The following is a 15,546-nucleotide window of genomic DNA, read 5'->3' on the forward strand; positions in this document are numbered from 1 at the left end:
AGACCACCCATAACATGCCGGCGGCGAATGGGCGCAACGAATGTGGAATACACCGTCAACCCATGGATTGGAACAAGGCCCGTGCCGGCGCGCGGCCTCTACTCACGCGCGAACGCGACCTGGGCCCGTCGGCTATTGACGCTTCCGACGGGGATCCGATGCCTCTACTCACGCGCGAACGCGACCTGGGCCCCGTCTCTCAGGACGGCATCGCAAACCCGTTGCGCCGACGGCCGCGATACGGCACGGCCCGGAACCGGGCGGAGTGTTCACTACTCGCCAGGCGGCGTGTTCGGATAACCGACAACGCGGAAGCTCTGGCCGTTCGCGTAGACGGACGGATCCACGTACACTTGGTCGAAGAGCGGCGTTTCGTCCGGCACTATCCCGTCGAAATCAAAGCGCAGCAGCGGCCCGAAAGTCGCGAACGGCAACGTGCCCGCGACGGTCTGAATCGTTATCCAGACACCGCCGCGCTCGCTGTCCTGCATGGCAGTCAGGGTCCAGTCGCCCGCGAGCCCGTCGTCGGCGGCCCCGACAATGCTGGGCGTGAACGGCGTCTGCGCGCGCACGTACATGCGGATACGGCTGATTTGCCGCGGCACATAATCGGCGCGCAGAAAGACGGTCGTATACTCGCGGTTCTCCGAAGGCACGAGCCGCAGCACGCCTTCGAGCTCGTTCCCCCTATAGTCGGAAGGCCGGTACAGCTCCGGTTCGATGTGCGAAATCGCGCCGCCCGCCAAGTTCAGCGTGAACGACGGCTGGAACACGGCCGACGAGCGCTTCAACGTGGCCCAACGCAACACATAGCGCGCGCCCAGCTTGTCCACAAGGTCCTGGAACCGGTCCGCGAGTTCCGTGGTCGTGCTCGAGGGCAGCACTTCACCGCCGGTGCTCAGGGTAATAAAGAGGAGGTTCGATTCGTCCACATCGGAGCCAAAACCGATTGCATAGACATGCGCGTCCGCTTCCATGACAACGTCGATCGCATCATCCAACGTGTTTACGCTGCTCGTGTCGCTGCCGTCGGAGAAGATGACGATGATCCGCTCTTCCTGGGCTGCGTTCGGTATCGTGCCCAGATGGTCCGCCGCGGCGATGACCGCGTCCCACAGCCGCGAACCCGAACTGAACCCCTGGACGAATTCCGTCTGTATGCTGTCTATCCCGTCGCTGACCAGGTCCCTGTCCGTGGTCAGGTCCACCACCTGCGCGGGCTCCAGGTCGTCCCGGTGAAACTCGTAGACGCCCACGAGCGCGTCCGCGTTCAGGGCCGGCAGCAGAATGTCTTGAGCCGCCTGTTCCATGGCGGTAATCGCGCCCGTCGTCGTTTGCATGCTCAACGAGTAGTCGAGCACGAGGAACATCTTGAGTTGCCGTGCCGCGCTGCGTTTCAGGTGGACCTCCGTCTCGGCTTCGACGGGTTTCGCGTCTTCTTTTGCCGAGACCTGGAACTGCGCCGGCTCCGCCACGATCGGGTCGCCCTTCTCATCGACCAGCGAGAAACTGAAGTCCACCAGATAGGGCGCCCCATAGGCGGGCACGGGCTCGCTCAGGAAATTCAGCTTGCCCGGAGGGACGCCGTCTTGGTCCTGCGTCACCAGCACGGACGCCGTCTTTTCAACGATGCCCCGCGACGAAAACCGGATTTCGCCCGTGTAGGAACCTGCCGACAGTTGCGTCCGGTCCACGCGCACCTCGATGAGCTTCTCGTCGAACGGCCCATCCGCGGCGGCTGGCGCGGTGCTCGTAATCTCGCGCGGCGACACGCTGATCCAGGGATCGGACGGCGTAATCCTGATCGTCAACGTGCCCACGTCCGGGTTCGCGTTCCACACCCGCATCTTGATCGGCAGGTTGTCGCGCCCGAAATCCAGCACGCTTTTCGAGAGAATAATAGCCTCTTTGGGCTCCCGGCAGCCCGACAAGACGAAGCCGGTCATGGCCGCCAGCGCGAACAAGCCTACGCTCACGTATTTCATACAATACCCCTTCTTCCTTCTGTGCCCACGGGTGGTGGGCGGCCGGCCGGTCTCAAGCTTCCAGCATGGCCCATTTCCAGCGAGAAATCAACATTTTGCACGTGACATGGGCATCCTGCCAATGTTCTTGCCGTGGCATGGGCATCCTGCCCATGCATATGGCTACCCTTCTTCACTCGCACCGGCGGGACGCCCGTGCCAAGAACCACCGGACGACATTCACGGGTCACCGGTTCTTGGTCCATCCAGCCGACACTTGGGCGCTCCTCCTGAAACTGCTCGATGGCCTCCGTAATCGAACACATGACCGGCCCTCCGCGCAGTCCTCATGCCGAGGAAAGGTCTCTCGTGTTGATTGGTCTTCACGAATCGCCTCTCTGCCGCCGGTGGCGCAGGCGTTCTTGATAGGACGCCATGCGGGGGCCGGGGCGGTGGTGTTCCGCGGCGGCGGTATCCTGGAAGAAGGCGGCGTGGACGCAGGCGTCCTGATGAACGAGGACGGAGCCGCAGATGCTTTCGCTTTCGAACCGGTGGTCGTCGCCGTAGCCGCAGGAGGGATAGACGTTTTCGGAGAGCGCGGCGAGGGACGCGCGGAACGCGGCGGCGGCAGCGCGGGCGGCGCTGTCCGGAGCCGCGAGTTCCCCGGCCGGGTCGCCCGCGGAAGCGCGCACCGCGGGCTTGGCGGGTTCGTCGGGATCGAGGTCGATGGTGTAGCTCTTGATCAGGCGGTCATGGGCGAGCCTGTAGGCGCGGGGATGAGACAGAAACTCGAGTCCTGCGGGCTTTCCGTCGAGGAGGAAGACGAGCCCGGTCTGCCCGTCCAGGAGGGGGAAAGCGCCGGCCCATGTGCTCAGCGTGTCGCGACGGGCTTCGTAGGCGTCGCGCATGGCCGCGGTGGGCGAGCATACCCGAAGATGTTCGTGGAGCCGGTCCACCTCTGCCCAGACCTCGCCTTGGTCCGAACGGTGGAAACCGCTGCGCTTGAGCGATTCGTGGACGGAGCGGCTCTTCTTGCCGCGTGCGTCGCGGGCCATGACGGCCTCGGAATCGTGGAAGACGGGCGAGCGATAGGCCCAGCGGCCCCGCTCGGTGCAACTGACGGGGATGACGGTCTCGCTCTTTTCCCGGAGCAGGATAGTCGTGTTGACGACCCGGTTCTGTTTGGCGCCGGCGAGCTCCTCGCCGTCGAGGATAAGCACGGGGAAACCGGCCTCGTTGGTCACCTTGAGTTCGGGCACGGCGCCGCCCTCGGATACTTCGGTCACGCGGAGCAACCCCTGTTGCAGGGCTTCGCTCAGCATCAGATACTCGGGGCCGTTTGCGGGTTCGGGACGCAAAAGCGGCACTAGGGCCGCGCGCCCGCGGGTTTGGGCGTCTCCAAGGACGAGAAATTCCAGTTCCTTTTCAATGATGGTGTTCATGACGGCGATCCTTTCGCGTTGCTGGTTCCCGTGGCATGGGCGGGACGCCGGCAGCACGGGTTTCCGGCTAACCGGGTTTATTCTCCGTGCCTTCTTCCGTGCCGTGGACAAATGCGTCTCGCAAGCAGTCGGCCAGGCGCTCGAACAGCGCGCGCGCGACCGGTGTGTACTCGCCTTTCAGTTCAAGCGCGATATCCGGAGTTATCTCTATGCGCGTAATGCTCACCGCGCGCGCATTGCGCGCCACGCGTCGCGGGCCGAGCATCTTCTCGATGGCCTGCACGACACGGGTCAGGGGCGCGTCCGGCGGCGGCGCGGCGCATGGCGATATCGGCGTGCCGGGTTCCAACTCGGAACGCAGGGTTGCCCCGGCCAGTTCGGGAGACGGCGGCATGGGACATGCCGGCGCTTCGGGGCCCTGCTGCATGGCCTTGCGCATCCATCGCTGCCTATCGCGAACCGAGGGGCAATACGTCGCGGCCGGTTCCCCTGCCCGCTGTCCGGGCGTTTCCTGCCGGGGCGGCTTCCGCGAATCCTCTTCGAAATCGTCTTCCCGAGCCGTCAAGAGGGACCGCCGAATCTCGCTCAACGGCATCCCGTAGATGTCACGCAAGAGCTTGATTCTCTCCAGCCGCCTTCGATGGTGCTCCGTGTAGTAGGCGTTCCTTCCCAGCGCCTCCGGACCTCGTATCAGACCTTGCTCGATGTAACTGCGAATGGTCCTGATTTCAATGCCCGTAAGGACACTGAGTTCTTTCAGGCTATATCCCTTGGGAAACTTCATGTCCTCATTATAAATGTTACATGTAATATTGTCAAGTTCTTTTTCACAGGTGCGGGGATCGGTGGCCCATGAGGCAGTCAGCGGCAAACGAAAGCCGGGGCGCGCGGACGTCGGGGGAGTTGATTGCCATCGGGCAGGGCGGTTAGACTGCGGGACGCGGCATAGGCATCTTGTTCTTGCCGTCACAGGCTCTCTGCTTTCGCGGGGAGTTGGCTGTGCCGCCGGGCAGAAAGCTGCCCGGGAAGAAGAGCGGCGGCAAGCTGCCGCACCCCAAGGAGTCAATCTCCGGATAGGATGCCGAACTTCTGAAACGGCCCATTGAGCAATAGTCGAAGCAAGTTGAACACACGATGGATATTTCGCGCGCACAGTTGCCGCTGAATGGCGAATGGCGGCTGGTTCTGGACCCGGACGATGCCGGTGTCGAGCGGCGGTGGTTTACGGGCGAAGCCGGGGGCGAGGCGCTGACGGTGCAGGTGCCGAGCGTGTGGGACCTCTGGGTCCCGGACTACGACGGGGTGGGCTGGTATTTCCGCGAGTTTGACGTCGCGTCAGCTCTTCTCGAGCGTTACGCGCTGCTCCATTTCGAGGCCGCCGATTATTACGCGGAAGTCTGGCTGAACGGGCGGCGGTTGGGCGATCACGAGGGCGGCTACACGCCTTTTTCCTTCGACGTGACGGGCGCGTTGCGTCCGGGCGGCAACGTGTTGGCGGTGCGCCTTGTCGATCCGCACGGGCCGGACGGTTACAGGGACTTCCAGCCGAAGGAAATCCCCTGCGCGAAAGAGCACGGCTATTTCACCTTCGCGGGGCTCTGGGGCGGGGTCTATCTGGAGCTCCTGGAGCATGTCCACATCCGCGACGTGTTTGTCCAGCCCGATATCCGGCGCAGACTCATCGTCGTGCATGTCGACGCTTCCGGCCCCGGCTCGCTGGAACTGGCCATCGCGGACACGCCCCACCGCGCGTCAGGCGCGCCAGGCCGTCACATTATTGAATTCCCCGATTGCGAGTTCTGGTCGCCTGAATCGCCGCGCCTCTATACGCTTGAAGCGCGGCTGACACAGCCGGGCGGCGCGTGCGACATGACGCGCGTGCGGTTCGGCATGCGCGAACTGACGGTGAAAGACAACCGGTTCCACTTGAACAGCCGGCCCTTCTTCGTCAAAGCAGCACTCCATCAACCCGACTATGCGCGGTCGCTGGCGGCGCCCGAGTCCGGGCATTTGGCGCGGCGCGAACTCGAGCTGGCCAAAGAGGCGGGCTTCAACATGCTGCGCCTGCACATCAAGACCGCGCCGCGTATCACCCTTGACCTGGCGGACGAGGTCGGCCTGCTGCTCTACGAAGAGCCGCCTATCGGCTGGATACAGGGGTCGCCGCATCTGCGGCGCCGCTGCGAAAACGAAGTGCGGGAAATGATCCTGCGCGACCGGAACCATCCGTCGGTCGTGGTCTGGGGCATGCTCAACGAATCCGGGAACGCGGGCTATGTTACGGGCGGCGGCGCGCAGACCATCAAGGACGACCTGTGCCGCCTTGCGCGGTCGCTCGACCCCACGCGCCTCATCATCGACGACAGCGGGGGCGTCAACGCCACGCGCGAGCCCGCGCGGTTCCTGCGCCCGTATCGCGACGAGTTCGAGGTCTACGACGATCTCCACATTTACCAGCGCGCGCCGGCCGACCGCGATATCGAGTTGTACTACCAGCACAACGGCGACCCGAATCTCCTGTATTTCCTTTCCGAATTCGGCTTTGGCGGCCCGGAGGACCTGCCGGACGTCATCGCGCAATACGGGGCCTGCCTGGACCGCTACAAGGATGCCCGGTTCCTGAAAAAGATGCTCGACGCCGGATCGAGCGGCTTCACGGAGCGCGAACTGGACCGCATCTTTGGCGATTTCGCGGGGTTCCTCGCGGCGGCGCGCGAATTGCAGTGTGACGCCGCGCGGTTCCAGATCGACGCCATCCGCGCGAACCCGAAGACCGCCGGGTACTGCTACACGCAGTTGTGCGACGCGGGCCACGAGTTCTGCGCGGGCGTGCTCGACCGCTGGCGGCGCCCGAAACCCGCTTTCGACGCCATGAAAGAGGTGCAGCGGCCGCTGCGCCCCTTGATCCAGTTTTCGCGCACCAATCTCACGATTCGCGAGGAAGTCCCCGTCGCCGTGCTCCTCGCGAATGAAGACCGGGTCGAGGACCGCGCCGACCTGGCGCTCCAGGTTGTGGGTCCGACGCAACAGGTGCTGTGGAAGAAGACGCGGTCCGTCAAAATCCCGAAGCACGGCAAGGAACTCTGGCGCGGCGAAATCGCGGCGTCGGGTTCGCCAGGCACGCACCGCTTTGTCGTGCGCCTCTCGCAGCAGCAGCGTGTGACCGCCGAAAGCTCGCTTGAGTTTTTCGTTTTTCCCCCAGTCGAGCGGAGCAATTGGGAGATTTACGTCCTCGATCCGCAGGGGGGGTGGCGCTCTCGTTGCGAACGCTTCGCGGCGCTGGGCAATCTGACCGCGCCCGTGCTGGTCGTGCCGCCCCTCGCGAACACGGTGCGCGCTTATCCCGAAGAGGAACTGACGCGCGTGCTGGCTCAGGTCGAGGGCGGGGCCGTAGCGCTGGTCTTCGGGCCGCCCGATGACTGGAATGACCTCGCCGAGCGCCTGGGTGAAGACGTCAAGGCCACGTCGAAGGATGCGGTCGGCGCGTTCCTTCCCGTGTTTCATTACGTGAAGTTCCATCCCGTCTTTGAGGGGTTGCCGACGCGGTGCCTGATGCGCCAGCCCTACCGCTGCGTTGTCCCCGCGCGCACCTTCGTCGAAGCGAGCGACGAGGACATCTGCGGCAGCTTCGACACGACGCCCATCGCCACGGGCCACTACATGATGGGTCAGACGGCGTGGTGGGGCAGCGACATCCTCGTGCGCCGGTTTGGCGCCGGGCGGGTCGTCTTCACGCATCTGCGCGTGCTCGAACATCTCGGCGAAGACCCCGTCGCGGACCGCCTGTTCGTCAACCTCGTCAATCATTTCGCGCGCCGGTCCGTGCCCGCCGGCAAGATGCTGCCGCGCGACCCGCGCGCCGCCGAGTGGCTGCGCACGCAGCGCGCGGAGAACGTCCGCAAATGGATGGTCATCGGCGAGTTTCCCAACTGGGAAAACGGCACGGGCCACGACACGGCGTATCCGCCCGAGCAGACCATCGACTTCACGGCGGTCTATCCCGGCTGGTACAAGTCCATCACGTGGAAACCGTGGTATTCCACCGCCGGCGCCGGCCACGTCGTGGACTTGCAGGCCGCGTTCACGCCCGTATTCGAGTATTACCCCCGCTTCGACCACGGCACCGGCTACGCCTACGCCGAATTCTCCGCCGAGAAGCGCCAGGATGTTACGGTCCGCCTTGGCGTACAGAACGCGACGAAGGTATGGCTCAACGGCCGCCTGATACACGAAAGCCGGAACCAGGTCCCGCACGATCAGTTCGGCACGGAGGTTGCCGAGGGCTCCCTGCGCCAGGGGCGTAATACCCTGCTCGTCAAATGCTCGAAGATCCCCGGCCCGTTCCGGTTCTCGGTCCACTTCGAGACCAAAGGCGACGTGCCCGTCCCGCTCAAATGGTGGCGGTGAACAGGTCTTGCGCCGCAGGGGCCGGGCACAAAAGCCAGCCGCACTCGACCCCGCCGGGAATGGTCCGGCCGGGGCCGTACTCGCATTGTTCGGGGCGTGGACGGTTGTGGGGTATACGTCAACCAAGGATATCGAGACGCCTCAGTACAGCGTCATCCGCGAAGCGGATGGTTATGAGATTCGCGAGTGCGCGGGGTATATCCGGGCGGAGGTCACGTTGCAGGGCGCATACCGGGAGACGCTGTACGCCGGATTCCGCGAAGTGGCGCCGCGGCAGTTCGCGGTGCTCGAATTTGGCGGCTATGCGACCGAGCGGCGCGCGCAGCGGAAAATCGAGCGGCTGCAGGAAGCGCTCGACCGCGACGGCGTCGTGACGGCGGGCAATCCGATCGTCGCCCAGCATGATCCGCCGTGGACGCCCTTCTGCATGCGCCATAACGAAATTCAGGCGCCTGTCGAGTAACGTGGGGACGGCGCTCTCAGCCCGTCACGGACGGTCTGGCAGCCATTCTTGCAGCGCCGCCTCGATGCGGAACGCAATGTCCTTCCAGATCAGAATAACGAGTATCCACCAGACGGCGATCCAGAGCGGCACACCGCCTATCCAACCCAGATGATAGCGATGCAGGCCGCCCACGTTGATGTAGAGGATCTCCACCAGCGGCCCGGCGACCAGAACAACCGCCATGAGGCGCACGTCGTGTCGGTCCGGCGGGCACAGGACCAGATAGACCGCCAGCGCGATCAGGAACGGCAGCCAGGACCAAACCGGGTCCAGATAGGCTCGAAAGACCATGAATCGCGTCGCGAACGTCAGCGCGAGGATGAGCGCGACCTTCGCGGCGCCGCTTTCGACGCGCAGGCGGCCGAATCCCACCGTGTTCGCAAGGCGCAACGGTGCACCGAGGGCCCGCCACCGCGCGAACCGGGCCATGAACCGCAGAATCATGCCCCAGTACAGCAGCATCCACATGGGCAGCGTTGAAAAAGCGAACTCGTGCGGCACGTTGTAGTCGTAAACGCCGCGCCAGCAGACCGTGCTCCAGTCGTTATAAGCGCCCAATAACGTGCAAACGGCGAAGAATGCCGCTTCGGCCCGGAAACAGACACCTTCCGCCTTGCGCAGCCGGAACAGGACCGCCATGCGCGCAATGAGCGCGGCCGGCACCAGGATATCCATCAGGACGAGCCGGTCCGCGGCCAGGCAGATAGCCGCGCTGACAAACGCGATGACGCCTGCATCAACCGCGGTGAGCCGGTTGGAGTCGGGTTTCATAATCTGCATGTTGGCCTACCCGTTGCGCCGGTTTACGGCGAATTCGCGCAGTTCCTGCAGGAACCCGCTGCGCACCGGATGCGTCAGTCCTTCCAGATAGCGCGAGGTCGTGTAGTTCTGCATCCAGGCGCAATCGCCGCCGCACTGCTGCGCGCCTTTGCCGTGAAAGTGGTCCGGGGCGATGCGTTCGCGCCCGGCGGCGTAGGCCTCGTCGAAGGTCTGGTAGTCCAGCAGGTTGATGTCGACGGGCGCGACGTTCACGGCGGCGCGGCACGGCCAGCATATGGCCCCGTTTGACCAGACATGCGGCTTGAGCGCGGTAAGGCAGTGATGCGGTTCCGCGTAGAGCAGCCGGCGCAGCAGGGTTTCCGAACCGATGATCTTGCAGCCCTCCCGCTTGCGCGCGAGAATCAGTTCGGCGAACTCGCGGTAGGCGGGGCTATCCAACAGCGCGGCCTCGGGCCGGTGCTTGAAATTCACGGGCACCGGCACGAACCACACGTCGAGGTCGCACGCCAGGTCGAATACGGCGCGCGCCTCCATAATCGTCTCCGGCGTGATGACCGTGTTCACGGCCAGTTTGAACGTCACGTCGCGGCGCAGTTCGCGCAATAGCAGCAGATTCACGAGCACCTGCCGCCCCGCATCCACGCCCCAGAGCCGCGACAGCAGCGCCGTATCGAGCGCGTCGAGGCTGACGATCACAATATCCATCTGCCACAGAAACTTCCGCCACGCGGGGTCTTGCAGCCGCCGGTGCACGAGGCTGCCGTTCGTGTTGATCATGTTGGGGAAATAACCGAGACGCCACGCGTGGTCGAGCAGTTCCGGCAAGTCGCTGCGCAGCATCGGCTCGCCGCCGCACCAGTAGATGGCGGGCGTGCCCGTAATCATCACGTCGAGCAGGCGCTTGCCCTGTCCGGTGTCCAGGCGCCCGGGGTCGGCCATGTCGTAATAATGCCGGCCCTGGTGGTTGTCGCAGTAGTTGCACCGGAAATTGCAGCTGTTGCACATGGTCCAGATGACGTACAAGGGGCGCAACGCGTGGTTTCCCCCCTTATAGCGGCCCCGGTTGACCAGATAATTCGCCGCCGATCGGCGCAACGCCCTGACCTTGCGCCAGCGGTCCCGGCAGCGGTCCGCGAAGGAGAGGTCCGCATCCTTGAGCAACAGCGGCCGGATGTCGGCCGCGAGCGTTTGCGCTTCCGCGAGGCATGCATCGAGGTCCGGGTGGCCTGCCCGGGGTGTGTACCGTCGCCGGTTCGCGCCGGCGAACGGCGCCGAAACCGTATGCGGTGTTTCCTTCCTCCCGAACACCGGCGTCTCCTTGCAGGTATAGCACGGCGGCGCGCCCCTGGGACGCAGTGGGAGAGTACCACCTCGCCAGTGTTCCGTCAAGGGACGCAGACGCGGCGGGACATGTTGGCATCGCGCGTTTCCGGCGGCCCGGGGCATTGACTTTGGTCTGAAGACGGGCAATACTGCCAGCGGGTTTGCCGTGAAGGATAATCATCTCTTGGGCGAAGCACCGGCGCACAACGACGAGGCACAAGCGGTCAAGCGGCGCTTCTTCAGGCGCTTCTGCTCTTTTCCCCTGGTTGTCGCCGCAATCCTGGCCGGCTTGGCCGCCTATGTTGAATACCGGTTCGACCTCATTCGTACCGCACCGGCCATTCCGGACGCGGGCGCGCCTCGTGACAGCATTGGTTTTGAGGTGGTGTTGCGGCCTCTGTTGGCCTTGGACTGGATTGAGGCCCGCACGGAACTCGACGGCGCGCCTCGCTGGCTGGCAAAACATTGCCTGCCCCGCGAAGTGGGCATGCTGATGAAGACCGGGCCGCTTCCCGAGCCGCTGATTTTGACGCTCTTTGTCAATTCCCAGCGGATGACGCCCCTGTTCGTTTCGTTGTTGAATCGTGCGCGGCTGCTGCCGGATACGCCGTGCCTCGCATGGGACGCCATGGGTTTTCATTCGCCGCGCGCCGGGCTGGCCGCCGCGCACGCGATCGTGCAGTCTGGCCAAGTGGCTTTCGCCGACTATCGTATCGTCGATACGGTTCTCCCGCCGCGTGAGCCGGCAGGTCAGGACTTGATTGAGGTCTTGCTGGACAACCGCGACGGGCAAGTTCTGGCCGCGCTCATGGCCGTGCACGCGGCGATGGCCGCCGAACCGCCCTTTTACACGCCGCGGGAACTTGCGCGAAACCTGGAGTGCGTACTCGGCATATATGCCGGCGCGAGCCTTGTCGACGACGCGCTTGCGGGCCGGTGCCGGTTCCTCTGTCTGCCCGATGCAGCAGAAACCGCTGTGGCGGATCTCGCTTACCTGGCCGAGGTGGTCCGGGAGGAAGGTGCCCGTGCCTTGCGCGACGCCTGGGGACTCGGGCTCTTCCTGGACACCCGCCGTGAAGGCACGGATATTGTCTGCGATTTCCGCGTGGACGGAATGACCCAGTTGCTGGAACGTCTGGTCGAGGGGATGTGATGGACCGCACAGTGACCGCGCGCCGTACCGCAGGCGACTTGTCTGTGGTGGCGGCGCTTTTCTGCTGTTGTCTCCTCGCGCATGGCGCGGCCGCGCTGACGCCCGAAGAGGAAGCGCTCGTCAAGGATACGCTGCGCTACGTCTGGCCGGATGAGGCGTCGCTGCCGCTGCCGCCGGAGGGCTGGTATGCCCTGGAACTCGGCGGCGACCGCATCGAGGTCTTTCGCGACGCCTGTGGCGTGCCGCACGTATTCGCGCCGTCCCTCGAAGCGGCATTCCGCGCGCAGGGCTATGTCATCATGGAGGACCGCTGTCTTCAGGTGCTGCGCGGCCGCGACGTGGCCATGGGCCGCCTGGCCGCGCACGAGGGCGAGGGCGCGGTCGAGTCCGACGTCGATGTCCGGATTAACGGGTATGCGGAGCCCGAGTTGCCGGCTTTGATGGACACGATGCGCCCCGACTTGCGGCGCTACCTCGACGCCTACCTCTCTGGCGTGAATGCGTACCTGGAGCGCAACGCGCCCCAAGTGCCGCCGCTTACCCCGGCCGATATCGCGGCGAACGCCGTTTATCACGTGTCGCGCGGAGGCGACGGCGGCGCGGAGGAACACCACATACGAAAGCTGGCCGCGTTGGTCCGGTTCTTCAAAGGCGGCGAGTTCCTGGACCATTTCCTGGACGACGCGCTGCCCATCGATGTGCCGAATTCGCCTACGACCGACCACAGCGACAAGCGTGTGCGCCGCGCCGTGTCCCGGCTTGACCCCGTTGCAGTGCGGGATTTCAATCTGGTCGCGCTGGGAGCGTTCAACGAGCGCGAGTGGGCCGCGCGCAGCTATCAGGCGCGCACGGGCGCGTTTTCGCGCTGGGGCAGTCAAGCGTGGGCCGTCCATGCGGACAGGAGCGCGACGGGTCATGCGATGCTCTTCGCCGGGCCGATGATGGGCTTCACCGTTCCGGCGCAGGCTGCCCAGATTCACCTCGTGGCGCCCGGCCTGAATGCCGCCGGCATCAACCTCGTCGGGTTTCCCGGACTGGTCATCGGGCATAACGAGCGCGTGGCATGGGGGGTCACGGCCGGGTTCATCGTGAACCAATCGGACATATTTCTTGAAGAAATACACCCCGACGACCCCTGTCAATATCGCCACAACGGCAAGTGGCTAAGGATGGAAGAGTCGCAGAGACCTATCGTGGTCAAACGTGCGGACGGCCGCTATGAGGTCAGGCCCTGCACCGTGTACCGCACCCTTCACGGCCCGGTGGTACATCGGATGCCCTATAACCGTCAGGCTTACGCAAAATCCCGCGCGAATGCAGGCCAGGAAGTCGTTTCTACTGCCGCGTTTCTCGATTTGCTCTTCGCGCGAGGCGTCCACGACCTCGAGGAACCTGTCCGCTGCATAACTTCGTCCAACAATTTCGTCGCCGCGGACGCCGACGGCAACATCGGCTACTGGCTCTCAGGCCGCATGCCAAAACGTCATCCGAAATGGGACCCGCGCCTGCCCACGCCCGGAACGGGCGAATATGACTGGCGCGGCTTGACCGTCGCGACGGACTTGGTTTCGAGCGTAAACCCGCCCGAAGGCTGGTTCGGCTGCTTCAACAACAAACCCAGCGTCAATACGCCCGGCTGGTGGCCCGAATTCCTCTGGGGCCATCCCATCCACGCGATCCTTGAACGGCATAATCCCATCGACTGGGACACGTTCGTCGGCATCAACCGTGAAAACGGCGAACACCACTTCGCCGGACCATTCTTCCAGGATTACCTGGTACGCTTGTTGCGCGCGCATGCCGGAGACGACCCCCGGGTCGCGCGTGCTGCCGAGTCATTCGCCGCATGGCCGAGCAAGGACGTGCCGGGTTCGACGGCAGCGCTCCTGATGAATGAATGGACGATGGAGACCATCGTAGAGCTATTCCGGCCCGATTTTGGACCGCTCGTCGAGCGCAGCATGAGCCGTGAGAACCTGCAGATTTTCGGGATACTCGCCTTTCGCGTCTTGTGCCCCGACCTGTCGGGCGTCAAGGTCCAGGGGGACTACCTGCACGGCCGCGACGGCGAAACACTTGTTTACACGTGCTTCCGGCGTGTCCTGGACGCGCTCACTGTCAGGTATGGCGATGATATGAGCCAATGGCCTTATGAGCCTGCACCATTGGAACTCGGCGACATCGCGGAGTTCCCCTATCGCAACTGCGGCACCTTCTGGATGGCCGTCGAACTGAGCCAACCCGTCCGCTCATTCCACATGCTCGTGCCGGGCCAGTCCGAACGCCGCGCCTCACCTCATTTTCAGGACCAGTACACGCTGTTTACCGAGTGGCGGCTGCGCGAAATGCCGTTCGTGCCCGAGGCGTTCCCGCGGCCCTGAAATGTCGCGGGCGGAAACACGGCCGGGACGCCCACGCCGCGGCCGGCCCGTCACTCCCGCGGCGGTTCCCACAGATACCGGCGCGTCTCCGCCACGATGACGGAACTCAGGGCGAGCAGCGCGACCAGGTTCGGTATGGCCATGAGCGCGTTGGCGATATCGGCGAAGTCCCAGACGGCTTGCAGCGTCGCCACGGAGCCGATCATCACGGATACGACCCAAAGCACGCGATAAGGCAACACGGCCCCTTGACCGAAGAGGTATTCGATGGCGCGCTCGCCATAGTAGGACCAGCCTAGGATCGTGGAGTAGACGAACGTGAGCAGACCCAGTGTCAGCACTGCGGGCCCGAGCACGTGCACCTGGCCGAAAGCGGCCTTCGTCAGGGCCGCGCCGTCCGACCCGCTTTGCCACAACCCGGAGTTTACGACGACCAGCCCGGTCATGGCGCAGACGACGACCGTGTCCCAGAAGGTGCCGGTCGCGGAGACAAGCGCCTGGCGGACCGGGTCTTTGGTCTGCGCGGCTGCGGCCACGATGGGCGCGCTGCCCAAACCCGATTCGTTGGAGAACAGGCCGCGCGCCACGCCGTAGCGCATTGCCTGGAGGACGCCCGCGCCGAGGAATCCGCCGGCCGCGGCCTGGCCCGTGAACGCGCTGCTTACGATGAGCGCGATCGTGTCCGGAATGCTCGTGATGTTGAAGGCGAGCGCGATGACGCAGCCGAGCACATAGGTAATCGCCATGAAAGGCACCAGTGCCTGGCAGACGCGCGCGATGGACTTCACGCCGCCAAGTATCACCAGCGCCGTCAGCACGGTCAGAACGATCCCTGTCGCCCAAGTGGGCACTCCGAAGGTGTCGTGCATGTTGATGGCCACGGCGTTTGCCTGCACCAGATTGCCGATGCCGAACGCCGCGATTGACGTGAACACCGCGAACAGCACGCCCAGCCACTTCGCGTTCATTCCGCGTTCGAGCACGTACATCGGCCCGCCGGCCATGGCGCCGTCCCGCGTCGTCACACGGTATTTCACCGCCAGCAACGCCTCGGAGTACTTCGTGGCGATGCCGAACACGCCCGTGAGCCACATCCAAAGCACTGCGCCCGGGCCGCCCAGCGCCACCGCCGTCGCCACGCCCACGATGTTGCCCGTGCCGATGGTTGCCGCCAACGCCGTGGTCAACGCGCCGAAGTGGCTGATGTCGCCCTCGCCCTCCCGGCTGCGTTCGAGCGACAGGCGGATCGCCCGCCCGATATACCGCTGGATGAGCCGGAGCCGGAACGTGAGGAACAGGTGCGTGCCGAACAACAGGACCAGCAGGGGCGGACCCCAGACGATCCCGCTAATTTTTCCCAAGACCGCTTCGAGGGCTTCCATGGCGTTTCCTTGCTTCGCAAATCGGGGGACACGATACCGGTTTTTCGCGCGCCGCGCCATTTTCTTGCGTGGGGCTCCTTCGCGTCAGTAGGCTGACACGCTCGAACCGCAGAAAGGAACGCCCCATGCCGCGCTTTCACCTGTTCCGATATGCCCGCTGGACACTTGTCTTGCTTGCATGCTTGCCCGCCCGCGGCGCGCTTGCCGAA

At 64.6% G+C, this 15,546-nt stretch carries 10 protein-coding genes; 4 read left to right on the forward strand and 6 right to left on the reverse strand.

Annotation, left to right across the window (positions count from 1 at the left end; translation table 11 throughout):
• Nucleotides 1-272: 272 nt before the first annotated feature.
• The 3 genes from KA184_12765 to KA184_12775 form a co-directional block, all read right to left on the reverse strand.
• Entirely contained in the window at nucleotides 273-1,985 is a 1,713-nt protein-coding gene (locus KA184_12765) for a VWA domain-containing protein (GenBank protein ID MBP8130443.1), read from the reverse strand.
• A gap of 362 nt (nucleotides 1,986-2,347) precedes the next feature.
• Entirely contained in the window at nucleotides 2,348-3,406 is a 1,059-nt protein-coding gene (locus KA184_12770; GenBank protein ID MBP8130444.1) for a hypothetical protein, read from the reverse strand.
• A 67-nt stretch (nucleotides 3,407-3,473) separates the two neighbouring features.
• On the reverse strand, nucleotides 3,474-4,190 hold the full coding sequence (locus tag KA184_12775; GenBank protein ID MBP8130445.1) for a MerR family transcriptional regulator: 717 nt from the start codon (nucleotides 4,188-4,190) through the stop codon (nucleotides 3,474-3,476).
• Between the two features lie 350 nt (nucleotides 4,191-4,540).
• Between KA184_12775 and KA184_12780 the strand changes: the two genes are divergently transcribed.
• On the forward strand, nucleotides 4,541-7,813 hold the full coding sequence (locus KA184_12780) for a hypothetical protein (GenBank protein MBP8130446.1): 3,273 nt from the start codon (nucleotides 4,541-4,543) through the stop codon (nucleotides 7,811-7,813).
• Nucleotides 7,814-7,919: 106 nt separating this feature from the next.
• Nucleotides 7,920-8,276: a heme-binding protein gene (locus KA184_12785; GenBank protein MBP8130447.1), complete on the forward strand. Its 357-nt coding sequence runs from the start codon at nucleotides 7,920-7,922 to the stop codon at nucleotides 8,274-8,276.
• Between the two features lie 24 nt (nucleotides 8,277-8,300).
• Here KA184_12785 and KA184_12790 read toward each other — a convergent pair whose 3' ends face one another.
• Complete coding sequence (locus KA184_12790) at nucleotides 8,301-9,098, reverse strand: DUF2878 family protein (protein ID MBP8130448.1); 798 nt, start codon at nucleotides 9,096-9,098, stop codon at nucleotides 8,301-8,303.
• Between the two features lie 6 nt (nucleotides 9,099-9,104).
• Complete coding sequence (locus tag KA184_12795; GenBank protein MBP8130449.1) at nucleotides 9,105-10,406, reverse strand: radical SAM protein; 1,302 nt, start codon at nucleotides 10,404-10,406, stop codon at nucleotides 9,105-9,107.
• A gap of 199 nt (nucleotides 10,407-10,605) precedes the next feature.
• Here KA184_12795 and KA184_12800 point away from each other — a divergent pair, with 199 nt between their 5' ends.
• Together KA184_12800 and KA184_12805 are read left to right on the forward strand one after the other, a co-directional pair.
• Nucleotides 10,606-11,574, forward strand: coding sequence for a hypothetical protein (locus KA184_12800; protein ID MBP8130450.1), 969 nt, complete (start codon nucleotides 10,606-10,608; stop codon nucleotides 11,572-11,574).
• Nucleotides 11,574-13,955 carry a penicillin acylase family protein gene (locus KA184_12805; protein ID MBP8130451.1) on the forward strand — a complete coding sequence of 794 codons (2,382 nt, stop codon included), beginning with the start codon at nucleotides 11,574-11,576 and terminating at the stop codon, nucleotides 13,953-13,955. The genes KA184_12800 and KA184_12805 overlap by 1 nt, the downstream gene beginning before the upstream one ends.
• Before the next feature lie 50 nt (nucleotides 13,956-14,005).
• Here the strand turns inward: KA184_12805 and KA184_12810 are convergent, their stop codons facing one another.
• Complete coding sequence (locus KA184_12810) at nucleotides 14,006-15,337, reverse strand: sodium:alanine symporter family protein (GenBank protein ID MBP8130452.1); 1,332 nt, start codon at nucleotides 15,335-15,337, stop codon at nucleotides 14,006-14,008.
• Nucleotides 15,338-15,546 lie beyond the last annotated feature (209 nt).

The sequence above is a fragment of the Candidatus Hydrogenedentota bacterium genome (assembly GCA_018005585.1).
In the GTDB taxonomy this organism is placed as follows: domain Bacteria; phylum Hydrogenedentota; class Hydrogenedentia; order Hydrogenedentales; family JAGMZX01; genus JAGMZX01.